10 protein-coding genes are annotated in these 20,946 nt (G+C 38.5%); 8 read left to right on the top strand and 2 right to left on the bottom strand.

From position 1 onward, the window contains the following. Positions 1–71: 71 nt before the first annotated feature. The 7 genes from H8700_RS01180 (at position 72) to H8700_RS01150 (ending at position 15,188) form a co-directional block, all read left to right on the top strand. A complete protein-coding gene (locus H8700_RS01180) occupies positions 72–4,676 on the top strand; it encodes a fibronectin type III domain-containing protein (protein WP_249302406.1) in 4,605 nt (1,534 codons plus the stop codon). Positions 4,677–4,698: 22 nt separating this feature from the next. Beyond that, positions 4,699–6,468, top strand: coding sequence for an Ig-like domain-containing protein (locus H8700_RS01175; RefSeq protein ID WP_249302404.1), 1,770 nt, complete (start codon positions 4,699–4,701; stop codon positions 6,466–6,468). Between the two features lie 223 nt (positions 6,469–6,691). Beyond that, positions 6,692–6,928: a hypothetical protein gene (locus tag H8700_RS01170; protein ID WP_249302401.1), complete on the top strand. Its 237-nt coding sequence runs from the start codon at positions 6,692–6,694 to the stop codon at positions 6,926–6,928. 228 nt (positions 6,929–7,156) lie between these two features. Further along, the gene (locus H8700_RS01165; RefSeq protein WP_249302399.1) at positions 7,157–8,821 is read left to right on the top strand and encodes a CHAP domain-containing protein; all 1,665 of its coding nucleotides are present in this window, start codon (positions 7,157–7,159) and stop codon (positions 8,819–8,821) included. A 9-nt stretch (positions 8,822–8,830) separates the two neighbouring features. Beyond that, complete coding sequence (locus H8700_RS01160; protein WP_249302397.1) at positions 8,831–9,841, top strand: cohesin domain-containing protein; 1,011 nt, start codon at positions 8,831–8,833, stop codon at positions 9,839–9,841. 34 nt (positions 9,842–9,875) lie between these two features. Further along, entirely contained in the window at positions 9,876–11,069 is a 1,194-nt protein-coding gene (locus H8700_RS01155; protein WP_249302395.1) for an Ig-like domain-containing protein, read from the top strand. A 24-nt stretch (positions 11,070–11,093) separates the two neighbouring features. Beyond that, positions 11,094–15,188, top strand: coding sequence for a leucine-rich repeat protein (locus tag H8700_RS01150; RefSeq protein ID WP_249302393.1), 4,095 nt, complete (start codon positions 11,094–11,096; stop codon positions 15,186–15,188). A 252-nt stretch (positions 15,189–15,440) separates the two neighbouring features. Here H8700_RS01150 and H8700_RS01145 read toward each other — a convergent pair whose 3' ends face one another. Together H8700_RS01145 and H8700_RS01140 are read right to left on the bottom strand one after the other, a co-directional pair. After that, positions 15,441–15,869 (bottom strand): DUF3800 domain-containing protein, encoded by a 429-nt coding sequence (locus H8700_RS01145; RefSeq protein WP_249302391.1) that lies wholly within the window; start codon positions 15,867–15,869, stop codon positions 15,441–15,443. Positions 15,870–15,919: 50 nt separating this feature from the next. Further along, entirely contained in the window at positions 15,920–16,648 is a 729-nt protein-coding gene (locus H8700_RS01140; protein ID WP_249302389.1) for a M15 family metallopeptidase, read from the bottom strand. Positions 16,649–17,298: 650 nt separating this feature from the next. Here H8700_RS01140 and H8700_RS01135 point away from each other — a divergent pair. Further along, the gene (locus H8700_RS01135; RefSeq protein WP_249302387.1) at positions 17,299–20,943 is read left to right on the top strand and encodes an Ig-like domain-containing protein; all 3,645 of its coding nucleotides are present in this window, start codon (positions 17,299–17,301) and stop codon (positions 20,941–20,943) included. The last annotated feature ends 3 nt before the right edge of the window (positions 20,944–20,946 follow it).

Here is a 20,946-nt window from a genome sequence, read left to right as displayed (position 1 = left end):
GTTTATCGGAATAAACGCAGAAAACAAGAAGATATTAGAAAAAATACAAAGAAGTACAGGAGGTAGCGGATATGAAAATGTTTAGGAAAATTGCAAGCATAGTGCTGACTGTAGCAATTGTTTTAAATGGTATTCCTGCTAATAGCAGTGTTGCCAAAGCCGAAACAAAGACATACACAAACGGAGATTACAGCTATACATTAAGCGAGGATGAAGAAGGAAATAATGTAGCAACGATCACCCGGTATACAGGATTAGCGACATCTATAACAGTTCCTGAAAGTTTAGATGGATATAAGGTTATTTCTATAGGAAATAGGGCATTTATGAATGATACAAATTTGTCGAATCTGGTTATACAGGACAATATAATATCAATAGGAACAGAAGCATTCAGAAATATAAAAAAATTATCATCGGTTAAATTATCTTCTAATATTGTAACCATAGATTCAGCAGCGTTTGCAGGCTGTACCACATTGAAGCAGATCGAAATACCGGCAAGCCTTGAGAAAACAGCACTGGAATATGATTTTACAGGACCGTTTTCAGGGAGTGGATTGGAAACAGTTTCTTTTGAAGAGGGAACAACAAGAGTGGCGCAACGTTTGTTTAAGGGGTGTGAAAAATTAAAAAAGATCGCTCTTCCGAATGGTATAAAAACGATTGATGTAGGAGCCTTTTTTAATTGTACTGCATTAGAAACAATCAAAATGCCGGATACGGTAACAGCAATACAAAATGAAGCATTCAGATATGATGCAAAGTTAAGCAAAGTAAAATTATCTTCAAATTTGAAAACGATTAATTCAGCGGCATTCGCAGGCTGTACCTCATTAAAGCAGATCGAAATACCGGCAAGTCTTGAAAAAACAGCACTGGATTATGATTTTACCGGTCCGTTTTCAGAAAGTGGACTGGAAACAATTTCATTTGAAGAAGGAACAACAAGAGTGGCACAGCGCTTGTTTAGAGGATGTGAAAAATTAACAGCAGTCACGATACCGGATAGTGTAACAACGATTGATGAAGGAGCGTTTAGAGATGCAAAGGGATTAAAAGAGGTAAAGTTACCATCATCTCTTGAAAGCATAGGGGTGTCAGCCTTTTATAACTGTACTTCATTAGAAAAAATAGAAATACCAGATACAGTAACGGCAATACAAAATGAAGCATTCCGATTTGATACAAAGTTAGCAGAGGTAAAATTATCTTCAAATTTGAAAACGATTAATTCAGCAGCGTTTGCAGGTTGTACCTCATTAAAGCAGATCAAAATACCGGCAAGTCTTGAAAAAACAGCACTGGATTATGATTTTACCGGTCCGTTTTCAGGGAGCGGACTGGAAGCAGTTTCATTTGAAGAGGGAACAACAAGAGTGGCACAGCGCCTGTTTAGAGGATGTGAAAAATTAACAGCAGTCACGATACCGGATAGCGTAACAACGATTGATGAAGGAGCGTTTAGAGATGCAAAGGGATTGAAAAAGGTAAAGTTATCCTCATCTCTTAAAAGTATAGGCGTGTCAGCCTTTTATAACTGCACCTCATTAGAAAAAATAGAAATACCGGATACGGTAACAGCAATAGAAAATGAAGCGTTTCGATTTGATACAAAGTTAGCAGAAGTAAAATTATCTCCAAATTTGAAAACGATCAATTCAGCGGCCTTTGCAAGTTGTACCTCGTTAAAGCAGATTGAAATACCGGCAAGCCTTGAGAAAACAGCACTGGAATATGATTTTACAGGTCCGTTTTCAGATAGTGGTTTAGAGAATGTTTCCTTTGCTAAAGGAATAAAAAAGATACCACAGAGATTATTCAAAGGATGCAAACAGATTAAGGAATTTGTTGTCCCGGATGGTGTTACATCCATTGATTTGGAGGCATTTAATGGATGCAGTAATATGACAAATATCTCACTTCCGTTATCCATAGAAAAAATAGAAGATGGAGCCTTTAGTAATTGCACCTCCCTTCAAACCATCAAACTGCCAAATGGAATTACCGATATAGGCAATAACGTATTTTGGGGATGTGACTCTGTTGTAGCATATTGCAATTATTATACAAACAATGCCATTCGCTGTATTGACCAAAATCTGTCATTTGCTCCTTCAGATGAGAAATTTGTTGATACGGAAAATAAAATCCTCGATAGAAAAAAATCTTATTTCTATGCCGGCATGGATAATGTTTCATCAAGTGGTTATCTTCCTATGACGATTCATTTTGATGTGAAAAACAAATGGAAGGGAGAATTGTCAGATCAAAAGGTTGTTACATACATACCAAAATATACAGAATTGGTAGAGGATTCCATAAAGGTCAATGGGACGATGATCCATAATTACAATTATGATGAGGGCAGACGGCAGCTTACTATTCCTGTGAATGCTGATTCGGGAGCAATCTCCTATAGCATAAAGATCAAATCAAAGGAAAAGGTAGTATCTTATGCCTATCTGTCTGCGAATAAAAACGGATCGAATACAATAGAAAATATTGATGTTGTTAATGAGACTTTTAAAGGAATTACTTTGAGTGCACCGGATACGGTAAGTGAAGGCAAGATAAAGGTTTCCGGTATCGCACCGGCATCTACCGATATTGATCTTTATATAGACGGAGAAAAGCAGGGAACAGTCACGTCGTTAAAGAATGGTTCATGGTCGGGTGAAATAACAATCGCTGATCCGATGGATTGCTATACATATTATATCGAGGCACGTTGTATTGATGAATACGATGCGGATATATCGGCTTCAAAAGATGTAGGGTACAAGGAAAATGCACCGGAATTAGAGAGTTTAACGCTGGAATACAACGAACATGATGTGATCAAAACCTGTGATGTGATGAACACGAATGGAACGAAACCAAGAATCTATTATGTTCCGGATACTCCGTTTACATTTAAGGCTGGATTTTCCAATAATGAAAACATAGAAAAGGTATATATAACCAGCACCAGAAATAATGAAAAGAAACTCATGGAAGCTACTTATGATGCCGCATCAGGTTTATATGTAGCAAGTGGATTTTTTGACGAGACGAACACGAGTTATGTGCCGGGAACAATAGGTGTTGAATACAGAGAAAAGATGAAATCGGTTAACGCATCTGAGGATTTTGATATTACGCCATATCAGGAGATCATGAAAAAAGACACAGAAAAAGCAAAGATTGATTATGAGGTCAACACAGATAAAGAAGTAAAAGCAACATTTGTTTTTTCGGAATTTGCACAAGGTCTTGATAAAGCAATCATTAAGGCGGGTGTGAAATATATAGATACTGTAGGGTATAGTTCGCTCGAGGAGATATATAAGGTGTGTGGTATGGATGGTACCATCATAAAATATATCGTTCCGGGAGTGGATGGAAAAAGCTATATCCTTAATATGGATTTCTCGGATCCTGATAAGATCAATATGCTTTTGTACGATGCTTTTGATGTAGGATCAAAGATTGCCGATGAGGTTATTTCGTTCAATATGGATATGTCCGAATTTGGATCAGAACAATATATGAAATGGGATATGGCACATAATGTTCTGGGCAATGTGACAAAAGCAGTTGGTTTTGCCTATAAGGCATATGGTATTTATATGGATTATTATGATTTGATCGATGAAATTGATAAATCCGATTCTATTCAGGATAAATATGCAGCCAAACAAAAGGCATTAGAGCTAAGACAGGATCAGCTGGCATTTACGGCACTCACCATGATCATGCCGATGCTGGTTGCAGGCTCTACTATGGCAGCTCCTGTTATGGCATTTTCTGTTCTGCTTGGTGCTATATCAGCGTTATCCGGAACAATTTATGATATGCGTGTGGCAAACATCAAAGGTCAGACATTCAAATTGAATTTTGTGATCGATCCAAGCGGATATGTATATGATGGTACAACGAACGACAAGATTGAAGGGGCAACGGTTACGGCTTACTGGATTCCTTATGATGACAGCGATGACTTTTGGACGAATAAACCGTCCGATACAGAATATGGTACAAAATGGAATGCACAAGAGTATGAACAGGAGAATGCACTGTTGACAAATGCTGATGGTAAATATGCATGGGATGTACCGGAAGGATGGTGGAGAATCAAGTGCGAGAAAGAAGGGTATCAGACGACATGGAGTGATTGGATGACGGTACCACCGGTTCAGACGGATGTAAATATTGCCATGTATAAGATAGGAGTAGAGAAGCCTTCAAACGATGGTAATGACCAACCTTCACAACCATCCGATAAACCATCGCAGCCAACAACGTCAACACAGCCAACAACCCCGACGCAGTCAGCAGCTCCAACACAACCAACATCGCCTTCGGCAGGTCCGGGCTCTTCGTCAACATCTTCTTCTGCCAAAATAACAAAACCAAAGAAAGCAGTTATCAGATCGGCAAAAAATGTTTCAAAGAGAACGGTTAAACTCTCATTAAAGAAACTTGCTTCCAATGGATATCAGATCCAGATTGCGACTAATAAGAAATTTACAAAGGGCAGAAAGACATATGCTACGACAAAAGTATCATACAGCATTAAGAAACTGAAGAAAGGAAAGAATTATTATATCCGTGTGAGAGGATATAACCGTAACGGCTCTAAGAAACTTTATGGTAAGTGGAGCACAGTAAAGAAAATAAAGATCAAAAAGTAAATGCATCAAGGAGGAAAAAAACATGAAGATATGTAAGAAAAAAATCGCATTAGGATTGTCTCTTGTATTGGTAACGGCAAGCATTGTTGCACCTTCTACCGAGAGTCAGGCGGCAAAGATGAAGTTAAACAGATCGTCAGCTACGATCACAGTTGGTAAGAAAGTGACTTTAAAAGTCAGAGGAACAAAGAAAAAAGTAAAATGGACTACCAGCAAAAAAGCGATTGCAAGCGTAAGTCAAAAAGGAGTTGTAACCGGTAAGAAGGCTGGAAAAGCTACGATCACGGCAAAGGTCGGAAAGAAAAAGTTTCGCTGTAAAGTGAAAGTAAAGGCAAAAAAGACAGCAAAGAAAGTAACGCCAACACCGGTAACAACACCGGCTTCGACTATGCCGGGGACAAATGGAATTAATAACAGCACAGGTCAGGTACAGCAGACGGCAGCACCATCTGTTACAAATGAGCCACAGAATTCTGAGGATGATAGCAAAAAAGTGACTTCAATCACATGGAGTAGCTATGGAAGAAAGTATGTCTTTTTGCAAAAGGGAGAAAAGTTAGTTGATAATCAGAACCAGGGTTCAGAAGATAATGAAGTTGATATTGGCCATTTTAACTTGCAATTTGTGGATGTACAGTATGAGGATGGTTCGGAAGAAAGACATAAATATGCAGAAAATGCAAGTTATGACTTTTCACAGATCAATTATGAGCAACTTGGTACCTATAATTTAAAAATCACATGGAAACAATGCAGTTGTGAAGTTCTTGTGGTTATTTCGGAAGAAAGACAGGAAGGACTTTTTACATATTACACAGATGGGACGGTAGCAGAATTAACTGAAATGCGTGGGGATATACCATCTGATGATGAATGGGCATGGGAGGATAAGTATTCTGGAACAACATTAACACTGCCTGAAACATTAGGAGGGGCAAAAGTTGTACAGGGAACACCAACTTATACATTTTTATATAGTAATAGTAATATTGAAAAAATTGAATTTCCTAAATATTATTCAGATTCAAGTAAGGAGATTTCGACGTGGTATGGTTCACGCAGTTCTAATCATGATGAGTGGGCTTTCTCTAATTTGAAGGAAATCGTTATTAATAATCCGGATAGTGGGTATATAGTGAAAAATAACGTTTTGTATGCTGAGAATGGAAAGACGCTATGTTTATATCCGGCGGGATTACAGAACACAAGCTATTCTATTCCGGAAGGCATAAAATATATGACGGAATATGCAATGACCAGTAATCAATATTTACAAGAAATAGCATATCCGAAAAGTTTTATAGGTTCTGTGGATGGATTCTTTGTGGATTTGGGAGGAGGTCTTCGAAATTTAGAGAAAATCGACGTTGAAAAAGATAATCCATATTGGGTAAGTATAGATGGTGTTATGTATAAAAAGCGTGATGATGATGAATTGTCTTTAAGAGTATATCCAAGAAAAAAGAAAGATACAAGTTTTACGGTAAATGCAAATGTTTCGTCTATCACCGATGGTGCAATGTGTGCAAATGATTATCTTGAAAATATTACATTTAAATCAGGACATACAGTATTAGGATGGCATGCTTTAGGTTGCAATATCAAAAATATATATCTTGATTTTGAAGAGGAGGATGGATATGGAAGCGATTATTTGTATATTTCAACTAGTGAATTTGATGAAGTAGAAGATTTTGAGGAAGATTGTCAGCTTTCTCATATATATATCCGGAATGGAGTATCTTTGGATCATATGTCGAAATACATGCAGAAAAAGGTACAGTATTATTAATAAATAGAAACTGTGCGTTTTGAAGCAATTACAAAATGGGTATCTGATGCCGAAAAGATGTTCAGAAGATTCCAAGAGTACATAAAGCAATAAAGGGGGAATGAACATATGATGATTAGTTCGGAACTTTTTTATCAGAAGGAGATTGCAAGAAAATCTGCTGAGCAGATTGAGATGTTGATTCATGAGCTGGAAAGCGAGATAAGCAGTCTTTAGTTTCAGATTGCCGCCAAACTACAGCCCTAAAAACAAGCATGAATTATTAGATATTCTAAGAACAATTCATATAGGAGAATGGGAACATAGATATGATAATCCGGATATTTTGGATGGTACTCAATGGGAACTGATAATCGAGTATTCAAATGGCAGAAAACCGGAAGAATATTATGGTAGTAATGCATTCCCTACTAATTATGATGAACTTACAAAGCTTATGGGGAGCTACTCTATCTTCTGATTTATCATAAAAACAGAAAAATCATCAGAAAAAGCCGAATTCGGGACAAAAAGTGCCTGAAAGCAGCAAATATCCGCACTGTAAAGTGCCTCTGGCCGGCAAAAGTGAAAAAAATGGAAAAATTATTGTGACTTTGTTTTGTATACTGATAAAAATAAGACTATTTCAATATAAGACAATTACGATATTGAAAAATCCAAGAAAAATACAGGATAGGAGGAAACGATTATGAAGAAAAATAAGATTTTAGCGGTGATCATTATGCTTGCTTTGGTGGTATCTGCCATTACGGTACCACAAAAAGCAGGAGCCACATCAAAGACGCAGGATGAAGCGATCGCATGGGTGAATTCACAGCTTGGAAATGGCCTCGATTATGACGGGGTATACGGAGCACAGTGTGTCGATCTGATCTGTTATTATTATCAGTTCCTTGGTGCGAAAAGCCCGGGAGGAAATGGAAAGGATTATGCTACGAATGCGTTACCGAGCGGATGGACCAGAGTGCAGGGCGGAGCTCCGCAAAAGGGAGATATCCTTGTATATGGTGCAAGCAGTGGCAACCAATATGGTCATGTAGCGATCTATGAGTCAGACAGAGTAACTTATCATCAGAATTTTAATAGTCATGGCTATGTTGAAAAGGTTACCAATATTACATATAACAAGTTTACAAACCCTTACTGGGGATACATTCGCCCTAACTGGGGATCAGGATCTACCACACCATCTGCAAATGTGTCATTTGCGGACTTTAACCAGAATGGTGTGTGGGATACGAATGCAGAAATGTATATAAAAGTAATGAATCCATCGAGAGCAAATGTAACAGCAGTGGGATGTTATCTTTATAACGAAGCCGGTACATTGATCAAATCGTATTCAGAAGCATGTTCGTTTACATCCTCTTATGTAAATTATAATTGCAATATCAATAACGATATGCAGATTACATTAACACCGGGAACGACATACAACTTTGTATTGTTTAGCATTGTGAATGGTGTAGAGTATCGGGATACGATGCGGTCTTTTCACACAACAGGATCAAGTGATACAGAACCACCGGTTATAACGGATGTCGAAGTGTATGATATTTGCGAGACGGGTTACAAAGTAAGATGTAAAGCAAGCGATAACGTTGGCGTTGTCAGAGTGCAATTCCCAACATGGACTGTGGCAAATGATCAGGATGACATCCAGCCGGACTGGGGGACAAACCCGGCCGCATCCGGAACATTGATTGACGGTTATTGGGTATATGAAGTAAAGATTGCAGATCATAGTAATGAAACAGGTACATATGCAACACATATTTATGCATATGATCAGGCGAATAATAAGATCAGTGTGGGTGCACCGGTAGTTGATATACAAAAGGCAGGCACACCAACACCGGGAGAAAATGGAAGCGACAGCATCGCAACAACACAGCCGAATGTGACAGCGGGAACAAATGCAACCACCAAACCGGGTGCGACAACGGTACCAACGACAAACTCAAATGTGCAATCGACAGCAGTACCATCGGCAACGCCGACAAGCAAGCCGGATCAGAGTTGGAAAAAGGAGTTGTTGCGCAGCTTTCTTGCACCGGCAAAAACACCGAAGAAAATAACCAAGGTAAAAGTTAAAAATAGCAAGAAGTGTAAAATGGTCATTACATGGAAATGGTTATCTGCAGATGGTATTCAGGTTCAATATGCGATGAACCGCAGTTTCACAAAAAAGAAAAAAACAATCAGTATGGATTATGCCACATCTTTCAAGACGATCAAAGGCTTGAAGAAGAACAAAACATATTATGTCCGTGTCCGTGCTTATAACGAAAAACGTGGAGCTAAGAAATATGGCAAATGGAGCGCGGTAAAGAAAGTAAAGATTAGGAAGTGATCATTACATATGAAGTTGAATAAAAAAATGATAGCAGCGTTATGTGTGTGCATTGTCTTACTGCTATTGGGAGAGGCGTATATCGTGCATCGAAACCATTTTGCATCTGGCGTGACGGGAAAGAAAGATTCTGTTGCATATACAGTAAGCAAAAATAAATTTGATGGAACGGTAGATGAATGGTGCAAATCATTGCTGGATGATTATGTAGTTATTGATCAGAAGAAGTGTCGTATTGGTGATCAGACTATTTCGAAATATTTCTTGAAAAAGGAAAGAAACTACACCAAGAAAGAGATGGTGAAAGTAATTCGATATTTTACAAATGATAATACGGAACTGGTATTGCAGCTTTCTGATGGAAATTATCTCACAATCGGCAAATTGGATAAAAAGCTGAAAAGTAAGCAGCGTATGCATACGGTTACATTTGTTGATTATGACAATCGAGTGTTGAAAAAAGAAATAGTATTAGAGGGGAAAAATGCTAATCCGCCAACGGTCAAAGGCAGAAAGCATTATCGATTTGATAAATGGGATCATTCCTACGAGAAAATACAATCTGATCTGGAGCTGAAAGCTGTATATAAAGAAGATGATACCGCAATCAGCATAACGGTAAAAAGTGTACAGGCTAAGCCCGGACAAACGAAAGTGAAAGTACCGGTAAAGGTAAGCAATAATACCGGCATATTAGGTATGACATTGTCCCTGTATTATGATGACACACAGCTCAAATTGACGGATATTAAGAATGGAAAGGCTTTCAAAGATATTTTGACATTAACGAAATCAGGCAGATTAAAAAATGGCTGTAAATGTGTGTGGGATGGTCAGGAGCTGGAAGACTATCAAATACAGGATGGAGAGATAGCAGAATTGGTATTTGACATTCCGAAGACAACAGATCCCGGAGTGTATCAAATAAAAATAAAATGCAAGGAAGGAGATGTAGTGGATAAGAATTTATTGCCGATATTGCCATTAATTACCGATGGAACAGTAACAATCGCAGATTAGTGGATAAAAATATATATGAGCAGGAGGGATAAGGATGATGCGTAGACATGTTTCTAAGAGAAAAAAATATTTGGTGATTGGGTTGATCCTGTGCCTGACAATGGCAGGTGCTGCATCAAATGCGGATGCAAAGCAGATAAAGAAAACAAAGAAAATATATTTATCTTTGAAAACAAAGAAAATGCGTGTTGGGCAAACGTTTAAGTTAAAGGTAAAAAAAGTAAAGCCTGATAAGGCATCCAAAAAAGTGAAATGGAAATCCGGTAATAAGCGGATCGCAACGGTTAGCAGTTCCGGTGTTGTTAAGGCAAAGAAAGCCGGTACGGTAAAAATTACTGCTGTGTCTAAGAGCAATAAGAAAGTAAAGGCTTTTTGCCGTGTTATTGTGCAACCGGCAAAAAAAACATCATTAACAGCAAGGACACCGGAAGTGACGCAGAGACCACAAGTGACTGCACAACCGACAACGAAGCCGGATAACAAACCAATGGTAGAGCCGAGTGTACGGTCGAGTAGTAAACCAACAACAGAACCGACCATACAGCCAAGCAGTGAGCCGATAACAGAGCCGACCGTGCAACCAAGCAATGAGCCGACTACCAGACCTGATGGTGTATATACAGTCAGATTTGTGGATTATGACGATACGGTACTCAAAGAAGAAACTGTAGAAGCCGGTAAAGCGGCAGAGGCTCCGGAGGTGCCAAAAAGAATTGGCTATATTTTCCGGGCATGGGATAAAGAGTATGACAATGTTACGCAGGATTTAGTGATCATGGCAACATATGAAAAAGATATGACTCCCGCAATCATTGTTGGAGACGCAGTGGCGCAACCAGGGGCAAAAACAGTGCAGGTACCAGTTTACATTAACAGTAATCCCGGCATTCTTGGCATGACACTGGCGATAAACTATGATGACAATGCTATGACATTGGCAAATGCTGTAAATGGGGATGCCTTTAAGGATGTATTGGTATTGACAAAAGCAAATGCACTTCAAAACAATTGTAATTTTACATGGGATGGCGAAGCAATCACGAAGGACAATGTGAAAGATGGTGTCATGCTGTTGCTGGTATTTGACATTCCGGAAGATGCAAAAGAAGGAAAGTATAATGTGGGATTTTATTATAATTCCGGAGATATTGTGAATGGTGATCTGTTGCCGATAGATCTGGAGTTACGAAATGGAACGGTAACGATAACAAAAGATGCATCGAATTAAAAAATATGCAGGAAAGGAGTATTTATGAAAATAGCGAAGAAAATGATAGTTGGTCTGCTTGTTGCTGTTATGATCATAACCGGGTGTCCATCCTATTATGCAAAAGCAGAGGAAACGAAGAAACAAGTGACACTTTCTGTACAAGGGCAGACAGTAACACCCGGCACAACAGTAGAGGTTGCTGTTAAGATAAAAGATAACCCGGGAATATTAGGAGCAACGCTTACTTTGAAGTATGATGACGGCTTAACGCTAAAAGCAGCATCGGCAGGAGATACGTTCTCTTCTCTGGTTCTGACAAAACCCGGAAAATTACAATCACCGTGTAAGTTTGTATGGGATGGTCAGGAGATAACAGCAGATGATATCAAAGATGGTACGATCTTAAAACTTTCTTTTAAGGTGAGTGATACGGCAAAAGCCGGAGACAGTTATAAGATCAGCGTATCTTGTGATGATGGAGATATGGTTGATACTGATCTGAATGCAGTTGCGGTAAAAGCTGAGGATGGAGAGATCAGTATTTCTGAATATACACCGGGAGATCTTAATGAAGATGGAAAGATCAATTCAACCGATGTTATTATGATGAGAAGACAGATTGCTGGTGGATATGAGCAAAAAGTAAATGAAGCTGCTTGTGATGTGAATGGAGATGGAAGAATCAATTCATCTGATGTTATTCTTGTACGTAGATATATTGCGGGTGGATATGGTGTTACTCTTGGTACAACAACACCGGTAAAGCATACACATACAATGAAAGAAGTGGAACCAAAAGATGCAACCTGTACGGAACAGGGTAATAAAGCGTATTATTACTGTACATCATGTGGCAAATATTATAGTGACCCAAAAGGTCTTAACAGTATTTCGCAGGAAGATACAACAATTCCGGCAAAAGGTCACGTTGCGGTAATTGATCCTGCTGTAGCAGCAACAACAGAAAAAACAGGTCTTACAGAAGGTTCACATTGCAGTGAATGTGGTATGGTGATCGTAGCACAGAAAACGATTCCGAAATTAGCAAACGAAAATTCTATCACCTATCATCTTTATGAAGATGATGCATATTTGCAAAAGCAGGAAATTAAAAATTCAAATCCAAATTCTTACAGTTCTGATGCTGGATTAACTTTGAAGAATATCAGCTGTGAAGGCTATATTTTTGAAGGCTGGTATGATGGAGAAGGAGCAAGTGCAAACAAAGTAAAGCAGATTGCTGCAGGTACAACAGGCAATATTGATCTGTATGCTCATTGGACTGCCAGAGAGTATACCGTTTCTTTTGATTCGCCATTGGCGAAAGTAGACAGCATCAAATATAAAGTAAATGAAGGTGCAACGTTGACAAATCCGGAGTGGTTTGGTTACACATTTATGGGATGGACAGATGAAAAGGACAACCTTGTTGAAAAAATTCCTTTAGGTAAAACCGGAAATATTACATTACATGCAAACTGGACAAGTAAGAGAAACCAGACCAGACCGGTCAAGCAGTTAGGAAAACCACTGGTGGTTGAAGATGAAAAGAATGGTCAGTACTTATTTGCTTATGAGATTGGTCAAATGGAAAATGTTCCGTTATATACGATCAAGGATTTTGGAAACACAAGTGGTCTTACTGTATCAGAGACGATCACATCAAGCGGAACCATTACAGAATCTACTTCAAAATCAATTGTGAATGCAGTTGCAAATTCAACAACACGGACAACGGCATGGACGTTATCGAAAAACTGGAATGACAGCATGACATTGATCCAGAGCCACACAGATGAGAGTGGCCAGGAGATAGTAGATCAGAGTGGTCGTGCAAACAGTGATACATCGGTATCACTTAGCAGTAGAGAAGATGGGGGAAGTGACGATAGTTCTACAACAGACAAGAATGGTGTATCAGCTAAGATAGGTACAGAAGTTGGAAGTGAAGTATCTTCAAAGGTGTCAGCTTCATTGGGAGCAAAAAAGGGACCTTTTACCGGGAATATCAGTGGTGAAGTAGGAGCGAAATTGACAGCTAAAATTGATTCAGAAGTATCTTCATCTCATGAGGATACTTCAACAGTAAGTAGTTCTAAAACATGGGGAACATCTTCAAGTGCTCAAAATAGCGTATCAGCGAGTTCAAGTTCATCACATTCACAGGCACTTAGCAAAAAAGTCAGTGATACTTATGGATATAATAAGACACATTCGGAAGGTCAGACAGAAACATTAGCTAACTCAGATAGTAATACTGTTTCAGAGTCGAATCAATATTCATCAGCATTGGCTTATTCTACGGAAACAACGAAGACAACAACCAAGACATATTCTAATGCAAATGCACCGGAAGGATATTACAGAATGGTATGTGCCGGAACGATTCATGTCTTTGCAGTAGTAGGATATGACATTGCATCTAGTTCATATTATGTATATACATATGGTGTACAGGATGATGATACATTTGACTTTATTGATTATTCAAAGCAGACACATAGCTTTGACGATTATGAAAATGGAATTCTACCATTTGAAGTTCCGTATGAAGTGAACCAGTATGTTGACAATGCGTTATGCAGAACCAAAGATCTTGTTTATGATAGTGAGACAGGAACAGTCGTAGATTATACCGGTGATGGAACAGATGTATATATTCCTGACTATATTTCAACTGACAATGGAGATGGAACAACTTCGGTTGTTAAGATTGTTGGTATTGAAAAGAATGCTTTTGCCGGTCATGATAAGATAAAATCCATTAAGCTTAGCAAGCATATAACTGAGATACCGGATCAGGCATTCGAAGGATGCTCGTCATTAGAAAATGTCACGGCAGAGGGTGTAGAACGGATAGGAGATAAAGCATTTAGTGGATGCAGCAGTTTAGATGACTTTACTGTAAGCAAAAAAATTGCAAAGCTTGGAAAAAAAGCCTTTGACAGTGCAGGAAAAGTTACTGTTAATGCAAAGAACAGTGAAGTGGCCAATGCAGCAGTTACTTCCGGAGCGAAGAAACTGATCATTAATCTGTCTGATATGGAGGATACAATATCTAACAAGACATATGATATTCCAAAATCAACAGACTATTTTGAATTAAACGGTGGCAATAAGACTTATAAGGGAATTAAGATTTCTTCAGATGCGAAGGAAACAGCTCTGAATGGAATTACTTTTACAGAGAATAAATCTACTCCGATCGTATGTTCTTCTGCAAAATTAAATTTATCGAGAATTACGGCAAAAACAGATGGTTTTGCCATGATACTGTCAGCAGATAAGACAGACATCTCGTTATATGGCACAATTAAGCTGGAAACAACAGGTTCTAATGTTGTATTATCTAAAGATGTTTCGTTGTCAAGATTGAATAGTAATATTGTTGGTAAGCTGGATCTGACAGGTGATTATATGATCTGTGGTAAAGTAGAGGGTGATTCATTATTGAAATTTACAAGTGGAAAACTTGTGACAATTAATGAAGAAAGCTACAATAAATTACAGTATGGTTCGATGGATTGGGTTTTGGAATCAGAGGTTCCAGATAATGCAACGATTGTCGGCGAAAAGTGGACATATGATCATACAAGTATAATTGTATCTCCAAACAGCTCGATGGATGGTTATACCCTGTATAAAGTTACGGATGAATGGGGACCATATGGTGGCTGGAGTGGTTGGACAGATAACTACGTTGGCAGCAATGATTACAGAAAAGTAGAAACACGATCAGTTCCGAATGGTTATACCACACAGTATAACTACATCAGATATTTGTCAGCAGATGGAAGAACATCCGGACCATGCTCTGGTGTATGGGGTGGAAAATCTTGTACCACATATCAGGAACGTGGCTGGGGAGGTCAGCTTGGCTGCGTAGGAACACAGTACTCTAATCAGTTGGGAGGTTACTTCAACTTATATGGAAGTGCTCCATGCTGGTATAGTGAATCTACAAGACAGGTGGTTTCATCTTATAAGACGCAGTATCGTTATGCAGACCGTAAAAAAGTATATACATATTACCTGAAAAAAGTTGAGAGCAAAGAGTCTGCTACTAAGATAACAGCATCTGAAGCTGATGGTATCAGTAATGTTAAGAGATGGGTTCAATACGTAGTAGCAAAATAACACGCAAATAGAAAAAATGAAAATTATTTTATAGAGATGTTTCAACTTTTGAAAGATTAAAGGCATTTGGCAGTAACAAAACAAAGAGGATCGCTTTTTTCGCGATCCTCTTTGTTTTGTTTGCCGTATATGAATGCATTAAAAAAGAGATGAAAAAATTCATCTCTTTCATAACACAAAATAAATAACGAAATGGGTATGTAAGCACAAATTTCACATTGGTACAACAAACTTAAAAAATGCTCCAATATATTATTTTCCAAACGTTTTATATGGAAAATGTTGTACGATATGTGTTTTCTTATCTAATATGTTTGCATAAATTTCATTGTTATATTCATATTTAGAATATAATGCATTAGCTACATAATCTGCAGCCTGGATTATAAAGGCATCACTTGCATCGGAATCCTTATACTCAAAATGAATAGTAACATCCAGTCCTTCTTCATATACGATATAGGCAATGATATATTCTCGTAAAGAGTTTTTCGATGCTGTTTTTGTTGTTTTATTATCGAAAAGTATATTGATTGTTGTGCCTGTATCTTTTTCGGTAATAAGCCGGGAAATCAGAATTTTTGAAGCAAAATTGTATAAAATATTTTTATCTTCCAATAATCGTGGCTGAATATGTTTTAAATCTATTACAATATATGAAATAGATATCTCTTTTGACACGATACATTCATGAAGATGATATTTTACGCAAGGATATGCGTCTTTTGCTTTTATTTCGTATATTCAAAATGCTGGTAATCTTTACTATACACCCAGTCACCGCCCCAGCTAAAACCATATTTCTTAAAGATCTTTGTAATCTTACTGCTCTTTTTGATCATATAACGTGCATATTTTCCTTTGCATTTCTTTGGATCACGGCATTGATAGACAGCTCCGTTTGTCGGAGTAAGCTTCTTGTGGCTGTTAATATATGGGTTGATCCGTGGGTTGATGTCGATCGCAAGCCCGTAAGAATGATTGGAAAGTCTGTTCGTTCCGGCAACCGGGCGGTAATTGAATGCAGAGGTGTTATTGGCTGCCATTGATTTTAAATCGTCAGCATGGTAAGCATCGATCAATTGCATGCGTTCGATCGGATATTTCATTTTATAAAGCTGATAAAAGATTTTTACAACTTTTTTGACAATCTTTTTGTTTACAATAAGTTCACCGGATTGGATATCACCGTGAAAATCATAATAAAGTACACGAATATAACGCAGATCGTTGTATGTGATATAGGGATTTTTACGATACGATACACCGGTGATCTTTTTTTTGATCGCAGGAGTCAGTTTCCGGTAGGTAAAACCTTTCTTGTAAACAGCCGCTTTGGTATGGTGCGGATGAAGAAGCAGAGAAGAAAAAAGGCATCCGATACAAAAAGACAGAAGAAGCTTTTTACCAAAAGTTTTGACTGAAAATGGGTGGTGTGTATTAGAAAAAATAGTATGCATAGTAGTACTTCCTTTCTGGACTTTTGGAGGCATTCAGACTCGCAAATACGCTCTTACAGAGCTTTACTTTCTGCTACGCAGAAAATTTGCTCGTTGAAGCATACCTGAAAAGGAAATGCCTGCTTCGCAGTCGCTTGCTTTCCTTTTAGGTGTATTATATCATGAATGTTACGTTAAACTCACAAACCCGCTCTTGCAGAGCTTTACTTTCTGCTACGCAGAAAATTTGCTCGTTGAAGCATACCTGAAAAGGAAATGCCTGCTTCGCAGTCGCTCCCTTTTCTTGGGTATGCTTCATTATATCATGAATTTGCAACATGGGAGAGTGTATTTTGCTGCGATTTTCTTAGGTTTTACTTTTCTTATATAACGTGCTATATTAAAGAGTGTGTCTTTTTGACTGAAAAAGCAAAAGACAGACGATAGATATAGAGTAAGAACAAAAGATTTATTATAGATAACAATAGGACATATTTTACATCATTTGCAAAAATACAGTACCGTTTCATAGAAAAACTGATTTTTGCCTGATGGGCGCTCTGATCAGATAAAGGGGGCAGGACTGAGCCGCCCCTCATTATAGTATCTTGCGCCCATAAAGAAAATGCCATTTAAAAATGATAGTTAGAAACAGGAGGTTTGTTAGGATCATGAGAAATAATCTGATTGTAGGAATCAAAAAAATAGGAATAGGAGTTGCAATGGTAGCTGCTTTTTTAGTGGGAAATCAGGCAAAAGCAGCCGAAACGACAACATTGCGAGTGATTTCCACGACAGATCTGCATAATCAGGTTTCAAGTGAAGATTATGATATCGCAGGAAAGAATGCAGGACATTCGCTTGCCAAGCTTAGTACGATGATCAAAGCAGCAAGAGCAGAACTGAATCAGGGAGCCAGCCTGACAGTGGATGCCGGAGATTCTGTTTACGGTTACGGTGCGGAAGTTTTAATGGGAGATGTCAAAAAGCCATCAAACACTTTGCAGCCGATCTTTGAAGCAATGAGTAAGATCGGATATGATGCGATTACATTAGGAAACCATGAGTTTGATTATGGTTATGATTTTATTAAAAACCAGCTGACACAGTCCGGTCTGAATGATAAATGCGTTGTCGCAAATGTAAAAGAATATGCGACAGGAAATTATCCATGGAAACGAACGATGATGCTTACAAAGAATATGACAACTTCGGCAGGAAATACGGTCGCTGTTAAAGTGGGTATTGTCGGTGTGACAAAGAAGGAACTTTCTACCTATTATGAATATGATGGAGTGTTAGAAGGAGAGAGTATCTTAAAGACAGTGCGGGAGCAGGCTGCTGCATTAAAGAGTGCCGGAGCGGATATTGTTGTTGTGATCGGTCATTGCGGTATGGGAGAAGCAAACGATGGAGACAGTGCAACAGATCCGGGATATGCGATCTCTAAGCTTGCCAATGTAGACTGTGTGATGCTTGGTCACCAGCATCGTAATTATCCGTCAAACGATGCTAGTACAAAGATTTTTTATCGGTTGCCAAATACAGATAAAACAACAGGGCTTACAAACGGAAAGCCGGTTGTGATGGTAGCGGATCATGCAGCCGGAATCGGTATTGCCGATATGACACTAAAGATTGATAATGGTAAAGTTTCTGTTGTTCATGCAGCAACAGAAGTGCGAAAAAGTTCAGAATCGATCCGGGATGATCAAAACATTGTAGCAGTTGATGAAAAGTCTGCCAATATCATTAAGAATACATTTAAGGAAGTGCTTGCTTCGGTAGCTTCAGGGAGTGTATTTCAGGGATATTTCGGTGTTTTAAATGATAACTATGCGATCCAGTTAAATAATGAGGCAAAGATTCGGTTTGGTATGAATTTTATTCATAGTAATGCCGGAGCTGCTTATGTAAATTATCCGGTAATTTCTGCAACCGGATATTATATGGATGGTAGTGAAGGTAAAAATGATTATATGGATATTCAGGATTCCTTTACGATGAAAGATGTGTTAAATACGCAGGAATATGAACATAACAATGATTATGCATACTGGATTACCGGAAAGCAGCTCCGAAAATGGATGGAATGGTCAGCCAGTATCTTTGCACAGCAAAATGAAATGATCACATCTACCGGTACGATCAAAAAACTGTCAGAGGAATATGGAACAACATCACTTGTAGCGGAAAAATGGCTTAAACGCTGGGGACCTTTTCAGGTCTTTGATGGCATTGAATATCAGATTGATGCATCTAAGCCTGCTATGTACAATGTAGATGGCGAACTGATCAACAGCAATACAAGTCGTATTGTCAATCTGACTTGCAACGGTCAGCCGGTTACGGATGATTCCAAATTTATTTTAGTTACAAACTACATATCAAAAAACAAAGCGGTTTTGTCTGAATTATATGATCAGAGACTGACATCCAAAGGGGATCGTACGGCAATGTATTTTAAAGAATATATTAAAGAATTAGGCTCTTTTGGTGCAATTTCTGACCAGGCAGACGATAACTGGTCTGTTACATTTGGAAATGAAGATTGCAGGATCTTCCGTTCCAGCTCATTGTCTGATTTTTATGCAAAGTTAAATCCATGGTATGGAAAAACCTTACAAAAGACAACGAATTATGCATATTATAAGATTGATACGGCTAAGACTGCGGCAAACGAAGATACTGCAGGACCTCTTTTGGTCCTGGCACCATCTACGACGGAAGCGACAAACCGGAATGTTACAATCTATGTACAGGCATCGGATAAGAGTGGTGTAGCCGGTATTACCTATCTGCAGGGACAGTACGAAAAAGACAATGCAATCTGGTCACAGGCGGCAGCAGTTACAGATCATAAGATCACAGTATCTGCTAATACGACATTATCGATTCGTGCATATGATCCATATGGAAATGCTACAGTAAAGCATATTACGATCAGTAATATTGATCCGAATGCATTAGAAAAACCAACTGTCAGCAAATTTACGAATAAGATGACGATCGTAAAAGGAGATGCTTTAGCAGGACTCACCGTGCATGTAAAAGCGGCAGGAAAGAGCTATACAACAACTGCAAATGCAAAAGGAGCTTACAGCTGCAAGATTGACAAACAAAAAGCAGGCAATACGATCGCTGTTTATGTGACAGACGGACAGGGAAGAACCAGTGCGAGTGTTTATACAAAAGTACTTCGAAGAGGACCAAACGCACCTACATTGAATGCTGTGTCAAACAAAACTTCCCGGTTAAAAGGAAAGTTAAATGATACGAACACAACAATGGTCATTTATGTAGGAAAGACAGCTTATGTTCCGGCAAATGGCGGCAAAGCATTGTATAAAGCAAGCAAAGGATATGATAAGAACAAAAAGATTAAGAATGCTAAAGCTTATAAAGTTGTAAATGGCAGTTATACGATGACAGTACCGACTATTTCGGCTAAGACAAAGGTAGTTGCTTTTTCAATTGACAAGCGTGGAAGGATCAGTCTGAAAGCATCAAGAAAGGCATCTTCCAAGGCGCCAAACCAGCCAAAAGTAAATTCAATCTGTGACTTTGAAAAATATGTATCAGGAAGTATCCCTTCCGGTAAAAAGGGATGTAAGGTTACCGCAAAATCCGGGAAGAAAAAATATACCGGAACAAGTAAAGCCAAAGGCAGATTTGTGATCAAGACAAAAGGTTTTAAAAAGGGTGCTGTTGTTACGGTTTCTGCATCGGACAAATACAAAGGAAAGACACGTACGAGTGCAAAGACAAAAGTTCGTGTGGGTTCGCAGACACAATATTCAAATGCAGCAGGCAGCGGTAAGATCTCTGTAAGCAAGATAAGAAGTACGTCGCGTGTTGTAAAAGGAAAGATTGCATTAAAAACAGGATCAGCGTATATCAGTTATGGCGAAAACAGTGCTTCTCTGGATCTGAACAAAGATGGCTCTTTTAGCTATACGCTGCCAAGTCCGAAAAAAGGTGGCTCGTCTGTCTATATTACATTGCATGATAATTCCAACGGAACGATTGCCGGTGTGAAGAAAGTGACAGTTAGTGCTTCTAAGCCTGCAAAGCCTTCCTTTATGAAAGGAAGTGCAGATAAGAAAGCAAAGAAGATTCAGATCCGTGCTAAGGAAAAGGGAACTTTGGTTGTGCAGTCTTCTAAAAAGAAGATCAAAACAACAAAATGTACCTATCAGTCAAAAGGCAGTTACTTTGTTTATACAGTAAAAGTACCGGCAAAGGCTGGAAAAGTCCGCTGCTATTTGAAAACGATAGCAGGAAAGAGTAAGACTGCTACGATCAAAAGAAAGTAAATT

It is taken from the genome of Jutongia hominis (assembly GCF_014384965.1).
In the GTDB taxonomy this organism is placed as follows: domain Bacteria; phylum Bacillota; class Clostridia; order Lachnospirales; family Lachnospiraceae; genus Butyribacter; species Butyribacter hominis.
Note: the sequence above shows the minus strand (reverse complement) of the source record. Positions and strands in the feature narration are given on the sequence as shown.

Bases quoted from the DNA above. Each gene is read 5' to 3' on its own strand.
- H8700_RS01180 (WP_249302406.1), top strand. From the start codon at position 72: ATGAAAATGTTTAGGAAAATTGCAAGCATAGTGCTGACTGTAGCAATT.
- H8700_RS01175 (WP_249302404.1), top strand. From the start codon at position 4,699: ATGAAGATATGTAAGAAAAAAATCGCATTAGGATTGTCTCTTGTATTG.
- H8700_RS01165 (WP_249302399.1), top strand. From the start codon at position 7,157: ATGAAGAAAAATAAGATTTTAGCGGTGATCATTATGCTTGCTTTGGTG.
- H8700_RS01160 (WP_249302397.1), top strand. From the start codon at position 8,831: ATGAAGTTGAATAAAAAAATGATAGCAGCGTTATGTGTGTGCATTGTC.
- H8700_RS01155 (WP_249302395.1), top strand. From the start codon at position 9,876: ATGATGCGTAGACATGTTTCTAAGAGAAAAAAATATTTGGTGATTGGG.
- H8700_RS01150 (WP_249302393.1), top strand. From the start codon at position 11,094: ATGAAAATAGCGAAGAAAATGATAGTTGGTCTGCTTGTTGCTGTTATG.
- H8700_RS01140 (WP_249302389.1), bottom strand. From the start codon at position 16,648: ATGCATACTATTTTTTCTAATACACACCACCCATTTTCAGTCAAAACT.
- H8700_RS01135 (WP_249302387.1), top strand. From the start codon at position 17,299: ATGAGAAATAATCTGATTGTAGGAATCAAAAAAATAGGAATAGGAGTT.